Origin of the sequence: Candidatus Synechococcus spongiarum SH4, assembly GCF_000586015.1 — a bacterium.
GTDB classification, from domain to species: domain Bacteria; phylum Cyanobacteriota; class Cyanobacteriia; order PCC-6307; family Cyanobiaceae; genus Synechococcus_B; species Synechococcus_B spongiarum_F.
Map to the genome: position 1 here is coordinate 1 of NZ_JENA01000076.1, position 7,061 is coordinate 7,061.

General features: G+C 63.6%; 5 protein-coding genes. 4 read left to right on the forward strand and 1 reads right to left on the reverse strand.

The annotated features are described in order from the left end of the window. Positions 1–78: 78 nt before the first annotated feature. Together BG35_RS0104870 and cobD are read left to right on the forward strand one after the other, a co-directional pair. Complete coding sequence (locus BG35_RS0104870; RefSeq protein WP_051506148.1) at positions 79–1,647, forward strand: photosystem II high light acclimation radical SAM protein; 1,569 nt, start codon at positions 79–81, stop codon at positions 1,645–1,647. Positions 1,648–1,659: 12 nt separating this feature from the next. After that, entirely contained in the window at positions 1,660–2,763 is a 1,104-nt protein-coding gene (gene cobD, locus BG35_RS0104875) for a threonine-phosphate decarboxylase CobD (RefSeq protein ID WP_025781947.1), read from the forward strand. Positions 2,764–2,821: 58 nt separating this feature from the next. Here the strand turns inward: cobD and BG35_RS0104880 are convergent, their stop codons facing one another. Then, a complete protein-coding gene (locus BG35_RS0104880) occupies positions 2,822–5,545 on the reverse strand; it encodes a DEAD/DEAH box helicase (RefSeq protein ID WP_080688026.1) in 2,724 nt (907 codons plus the stop codon). A gap of 137 nt (positions 5,546–5,682) precedes the next feature. Between BG35_RS0104880 and BG35_RS13450 the strand changes: the two genes are divergently transcribed. Both BG35_RS13450 and BG35_RS13455 read left to right on the forward strand, forming a co-directional pair. Further along, positions 5,683–6,624: an Eco57I restriction-modification methylase domain-containing protein gene (locus tag BG35_RS13450; RefSeq protein WP_201768409.1), complete on the forward strand. Its 942-nt coding sequence runs from the start codon at positions 5,683–5,685 to the stop codon at positions 6,622–6,624. Further along, positions 6,594–7,061, forward strand: coding sequence for a hypothetical protein (locus BG35_RS13455; protein WP_201768410.1), 468 nt, complete (start codon positions 6,594–6,596; stop codon positions 7,059–7,061). The genes BG35_RS13450 and BG35_RS13455 overlap by 31 nt, the downstream gene beginning before the upstream one ends.

Genomic DNA, 7,061 nt, shown 5'->3' on the forward strand with positions numbered 1-7,061 from the left:
AAACCGCAACTTCCCGGCTCCCCTTGCTAGCCTCCTGCCGTCCATCCAACCCCCGGGTTCGTCGGAACTCTTCCCGCTGTGCAGGAGCGCATTCTCTACATCCGGCTCCCCTGCAACCCCATCTTCCCCGTTGGACCGGTCTATCTGGCCGACCACATTCATAAGGTCTTTCCCCAGGTGTCCCAACGGATCCTGGATCTGGCCACGACGCCTTCGCTGAATGTGCGGGCCACACTCCGCCAAACCATCCACCAGTGGCAGCCCACGGTGCTGGTGTTCTCCTGGCGAGATATTCAGATCTATGCCCCCGTGGATGGACGGGGCGGTAATCCCCTGCAGCATTCATTCGAAGCGTTCTATGGCGCCAATCCCCTGCGCCGCCTGCGGGGCGCCCTGGGGGGTGTGCGGCTCACCTGGAGCTACTATGGGGAGCTTCGGCGCAATCTGGGCCTGATTCGCATGGGCCTGGCCCAGGCGCGGCGGCGCCATCCTCAAGCCCGGTTGGTGGTGGGCGGTGGCGCGGTGAGCGTGTTCTATGAACAGCTTGCCTCCCGTCTCCCCCGGGGAACGGTTGTGTCCATCGGGGAAGGGGAACGACTGCTGGCAACGCTGCTCCAGGGGCAAAGCCTGGCGGCTGAGCGTTGCTACGTGGTGGGGGAGAGTCCCCGGGCGGGTCTCATCCATGAACAGCCGGCGCCCCTGCCCAAAACCGCCTGCAACTATAACTACATCCAGACCATTTGGCCCGAGTTCAATTGGTATTTGGACGGTGGCGATTTTTACGTGGGGGTGCAGACCAAGCGTGGCTGTCCCCACAACTGCTGCTACTGCATCTATACCGTTGTAGAAGGCAAACAAGTTCGCCTGAATCCAGTGGATGAGGTGGTGGCGGAAATGCGTCAACTTTATGATCGGGGTGTTCGGGGATTCTGGTTTACAGATGCCCAGTTTATCCCGGCACGGCGCTATATTTCTGATGCCAAGGAATTGCTAGGCGCCATTCTTTCTGCAGGCATGACGGACATTCACTGGGCCGCCTACATCCGTGCCGATAACCTGGACGAAGAGCTTGCCCAACTCATGGTGGAAAGCGGCATGAGCTATTTTGAAATCGGAATTACATCCGGCTCTCAGGAGCTGGTCCGTAAAATGCGGATGGGTTACAATTTGCGCGTTGTTTTGGACAATTGTCGTCTCCTGGCACAGGCAGGTTTCCAGGAGAAGATTTCCGTCAACTATTCCTTCAACGTGATCGACGAACGACCGGAGACCATCGGCCAGACCGTAGCTTTTCAGCGGGAACTGGAAAGCATTTTCGGGGCGGAACAGGTGGAGCCGGCCATCTTTTTCATTGGTCTGCAACCCCATACCCATCTGGAGCACTACGCCCTGGAGAAGGGATTCCTCAAGCCCGGCTACAACCCCATGAGCATGATGCCCTGGGTGGCCCGCAAGTTGCTGTGGAACCCTGAACCCATGGGCAGCGCCTTCGGGCGTGTCTGCCTGGAGGCCTTTGCCCGCAACCCCCAGGAGTTTGGCCGCACCGTCATGGATCTGCTGGAGGAGCGCTACGGCAAGGCGCCGTTACAGGAAGCCCTGTCCGCTCCTCTGGCGGGCCGGCGGGCCATGGCCAATGCCGCCAACTAAGTGAGGATCCCCATGGCCGAGGCGCCGCCACGCCATGGGGGCAACGTGGAGCAACTGGCCCGGCAGTTGAACTGCCACCCCCGCCGGATTCTGGACTTCAGTGCCTCCCTGGTGCCGTTTGGGCCGCCCCGCAGCCTGCGGCGGGCATTGCGGCGGGCATTGAACGATCATGTGATTCCCTACCCCGATTCTTCCTATCAGGCCCTGCGGGAGGCCATCGCCCAGGCGCATGGCCTTGATCCCCACTGGATCCTGCCGGGCAACGGGGCAGCGGAACTGTTCACCTGGGCTGCTCGTGACGCCCACTCTCTTACCAACCTTCTGCCCACCCCCGGATTTGCGGACTACCAACGGGCGCTGGCCACGTGGGGAGCGGCGGGCCGGTCCCTGCCCCTTCGCCTCCATTGGGGCACCGGCCCCCAGTCCTGGGTTGAGGCGCTTGCGGCGCCCCGGACCCTGCAACACCTTGACCCCCGCCATACTGCCCTCTGGATCACCAATCCCCACAACCCCACCGGCCAACTCTGGCGCCGGGATGGCCTGGAACCCTTGCTCCATTCCCATGGCCTGCTGGTGGTGGACGAGGCGTTCCTCCCCCTTGTGCCTGGCGGCGAGAAACACTCCCTTATCCCGTTAGCGCCAAAGTTCGACAATCTGGTGGTGATTCGCAGCCTCACCAAACTGTTTGCCATGGCCGGCTTGCGGCTTGGCTATGCCGTTGCCGCACCGGCCCGGCTGGAGCGCTGGCGCCGCTGGCGTGATCCATGGCCCGTCAACGGCCTGGCGGTTCGGGGCGGCTTGGCTGTCCTGGCGGATTCGTTGTGGCAGCAACGGGTGTGGCGCTGGCTGGCGCGGGAGGGTCCATGGCTGGCCCAGCGCCTTGGCCGCCAATGCCCATCCCTGCAGGTGCATCCTGGCGCCGCCAACTATCGGTTGCTGTCCTGCAACCACTCCCTCACACCCCTGCAACAGTCCTTGGCGCGGCAGGGCATCCTGGTGCGGGACTGTCGCAGCTTCCTGGGGCTTGATGACCATTGGCTGCGGATTGCCGTTGGCAAGCGCCGCCATAATCAGCGACTGGTGACGGCCATGGCCGCCAACCTCAACCATCTCTGAGGGCGCCAAGCGCAATTTCCACGGGTGCGCCAGGGCCAAAAGTCCAGGGTCTCCAAGTCTACCGGAGAATGTCCGGGTCCGGAGTTGAGACCGGCTCTGCTACGACGGCGTCCGCCTCCCTGACGGGGAAACGGTTGAGGGCGGCGTGGGCGCGGCGGGCATTGTGGCGCAGGGGTTCGTTCAGCCCGGGGCAATGGGGAATCTGGGCCAGCACGTCCATGGTGCGCCGCAGCACCCGCACCACGTCCCCCTCGTCAAGGGAGGTTTTGGCCATGAGGCCATCCCAACTGCTGCCCCGGGCCCAGGCGGTCACCAGGCCGGTGAGTTCAGGTTCCCACCAGATGGGGGTGGCGATGCCGTGGCGTTGCTGCTGGCGATCCAGTTCCCGACCCAGCTCCCGCAAACTCGTCAGGGCTTCCATCACCAGGGGTGGCGGCGGATAGGCCGACCAGAGATCGTTGCGGCTCACCTCGGTGCTGACGGCCTCCATGGCGGCGGCCAGTTCCGGCGCGGGGAGATGGTCCAGATGGCCACTCAGCAGCGCCAGACCCAGCCAGAGTTCGTTGTCACCCCGCAAAGCAGACACCACACGGCCGGCCGGGGTGATCTCCAATTCCTTCAGGCAGGCGAAGTGGCGCAGGATCTCCATCAGGCTCAACACCATGCGCCAATGGCGGCCAATGCGGTCGTTCAACCGGCGTCGCCGGTCTTCCAATTCCTGCTGGACGGTCTCCAGGCGATGGCGTTTCTGCTTGAGCCGTTTGCGGTCCCGCCAGGCATGGGCAGGGTGACCACCCAGCTTCTTTTCCTGGGCCGCCACCCGTCGGGCCTGCTCCTGCACCTCTGCAGCCAGGTCGTAGCGGGCCGTGCGCAGGTCATGGCGCCGGGCCATGGTTGCCACACTCAAGGCCAGTCCATGGCTGCTGCCGTCCCCATGGCGTCGCTCACCCCCCTGGCGCAACGGGGGCATGACCATGGGGGTCACCGTCAGGCAACTGAGCTCCCCGTGAAAGGCCACCACGTCCCGGCAGGGCAGCAGCAGCCAGACATTGCCCTCCGTCAGACACAGCAGCAGGGGAAACTGGCCGGGGCCGGGGCGTTTCTCCACCAGGACGGCGGCGGCGGGGGACGGCTCCAGATGGGGAGACTTGACCGTGATGATGGTGCCCTGGCTGGCAAATTGCAGGGCGAGGGTTAATTCGTGGGCAACGGTTTCCGCCGCCTGTTGCTGCAGGGTGCGCAGGAGACGCTGTTCTTCCCGCAGCTTGGCCCGCTCCTTCTCGTAGCTGTCCAGATCCCGCCAGGGCACGTCCGCCAACTCCCGGTCCATGGTCTCCACCTGTGCAGCCAGTTGGGCAATGGCCTGCTGTTCGTCCACCAGGCCCAGGCTGGCCAGATAGCGCCCGAAGCTGCGCTCCACCAGCTCCCGGGCCTGGCTGAGGGAATAGCGCTGCAGCAGGTTGAGCACCATGCTGTAGCTGGGGGTGAACTGACTCACCAGGGGATCCGCCGGGCTGGTGGCCAGTTGCCCCGCTTCCCGCACACCTTCAAAGCGACCTTGAACCGTCACCACATGACCCTCCCGGTCCAGCCCACGGCGCCCGGCCCGCCCCGCCATCTGGAGAAACTCACTGGCCATCAAGGGGCGATGGCCCGTTTCCGTCCGCTTGGACAAGGCCCAGATCACCGTGCTGCGGGCCGGCATGTTGATGCCGGCAGCCAGGGTTTCCGTGGCCAACACCACCCTGAGCAGGCCCCCCTGAAATAGCTCTTCAATGAGTTCCTTCCAGGCGGGCAGCACCCCCGCATGGTGGGAGGCAACGCCCCGCAACAGGGCATCGGCATGGCCGTCACCCCGCACCCCGTCGGGCATCTGTTGGCTGAATCGCTCCAGCCGCTCCGCCAAGTGTTGCTGTTGGGCCGGCGGCAGCAGGTCCATCCTGGCCAGTTCCCCCACCCCCCGGTCACAGCCCCGCCGGCTGAAGATGAACACAATGGCCGGCAGCATGTCCCGTTCCGCCAGTTGCTGCACCACAAAACCGAGGCGGGGCGCCTCCGGCTGGGGTGGCTTGGGGCTGCGTCCCCGGCGACGGTGTCCCTTGGGGGAGCGCCACACCCTGCAGCTTGGGTGCAGCCCGTCCCCTGCCCCGTTGAGGAGGGGGTGCAGCCCCTTGGCGCTGCAAAAGCTGTAGCTGAGGGGCACGGGCCGATGGACGCTGTGGATCAAGGCGCAGGAACCATGCACCTGCTGGATCCAGTCCTTCAACTGCTCCCCGTTGGCCACGGTGGCGGAGAGGGCCAGCAGTTGCACCGATCCGGGGCAGTGGATGATGGATTCTTCCCAGACGGTGCCCCGCTGGCTGTCGTTCATGTAGTGGCACTCATCCAGCACCACCGCCTCCACCCCCGCCAGGGGATCGTCCAGTTCGCTCTGGCCGTAGAGCATGTTGCGGAAGATCTCCGTGGTCATCACCACCACCGGCGCCTCCCGATTGACCGATAGATCCCCGGTGAGCAACCCCACCCGCTGGGGGCCGAAAGCAGCGCGAAAGTCCCGCAGCTTCTGGTTGGAGAGGGCCTTGAGGGGGGTGGTGTAGAACACCCGTCGCCCATGGGCCAAGGCCCGATGGATGGCGTATTCCCCGATCAGGGTCTTGCCGGAGCCGGTGGGGGCGCTCACCACCAGGGACCGGCCCCGGTTGATGGCGGCAATGGCCTCCTGTTGGAATGCATCCAGGGGGAAGGGAAACAACCGGGCCGGATCCAAATCGTTCACAGGCAGGCGGGAACAGGATGCCCTACGGTCAGCAGCATAAACGAGAACCTTGCATGATCCAACTCGAATGTTCAGGCATCATGCACCCGCAGCAGGAGTCTTACATCATCAGGCGGAAGCGCAAGGCCGATCTTGGCCAGTTCATGACGCCTGCAACCGTGGCCCGCTTCATGGCGTCCCTCTTCCCCGCCAGCCCCTTGCAGAACTGCAGCCTGTTGGATGCAGGGGCGGGCATGGGCGCCCTGTGCGGCGCCTTTCTCCACCGCTGGGTGACGGGTGGCTTTGGCTTTGCATCCCTGGATGTAACAGCGTACGAGGTGGACGATCATCTGCGGGAGCGCTTGGCGCGACACCTGGCCAGATACAACAACGCCACATCCCGCATCATCCCGGACGATTATATCCAACTGGCTACTGCCCACGGCCTGCGGAATCAGGGCTACACCCACGTGATCCTCAATCCTCCATACAAAAAGATCAATAGCCACTCAGCCCACCGTCTGGCCCTGCGCCGCGTCGGCATCGAGACGGTGAATCTCTATTCCGCCTTCGTGGCCCTGGCTGTAGCCGAGACGGCGCCGGGTGGGCAGATCGTCGCCATCATCCCACGCAGCTTCTGCAATGGGCCATATTATCGGCCATTTCGTGATTTTATCCTGGCGCGGGCGGCTATCCGCCATATGCATCTATTCGCGTCCCGCAACAAGCCGTTCAAGGGGGACAAAGTGCTGCAGGAAACCATCATCCTCCGTCTGGAGCGTGGTGGCCAACAAGGGCCGGTGATGGTGTCCACTTCCACCGACGACAGCTTTGCCGACTTCGCCGCCCATGAACATCCGTTCGAGCAGATTGTGCTCCCCAATGCCTCTGAACGGTTGATTCACGTGCCCACAACGACCGCCAAAAGCGCCATCGAGCGCCTGGGCGCAGTGGGCTGTTCCCTGGCTGATCTCGGCATCCAGGTCTCCACCGGGCCGGTGGTTGATTTCCGCATGAAAGCTCACCTGCGCCCCATGCCAGAGGCGGGTGCCGTCCCCCTGATCTACCCCTTCATTTGCGCAAGACCGGGACAGTATGGCCTGTAGCCGGCTTGAAGAAACCGAATGCGATCAGCCGCAATGCCGAGACGGAAAAATGGCTTTATCCGAACGGGTTTTATTGTGTCGTGCGGCGCTTTTCATCAAAGGAGGAAAAGCGCCGTGTGGTGGCCAGCGTGGTTGCCCCTGCCGCCTTTGGCCAGCATTCAGTCCTGGGCTTTGAAAACCATGTCAATCTGTTTCACGAGAACAAGCACGGCTTGAGCGAGCCACTGGCCCATGGGCTGGCCTTATTCCTGAACACCACCGCAGTGGATGAGCAGTTCCGGCGCTTCAGCGGCCATACCCAGGTGAATGCCACCGATCTCAAACTGATGCAGTATCCGAGCCGCAAAGCCCTGGTCCAGCTTGGCGAATGGGCCATGGAGCAAGGAACACTCACGCAAGAGCAGATGGACGCCAAACTGGAAACCTTGACCCAATGA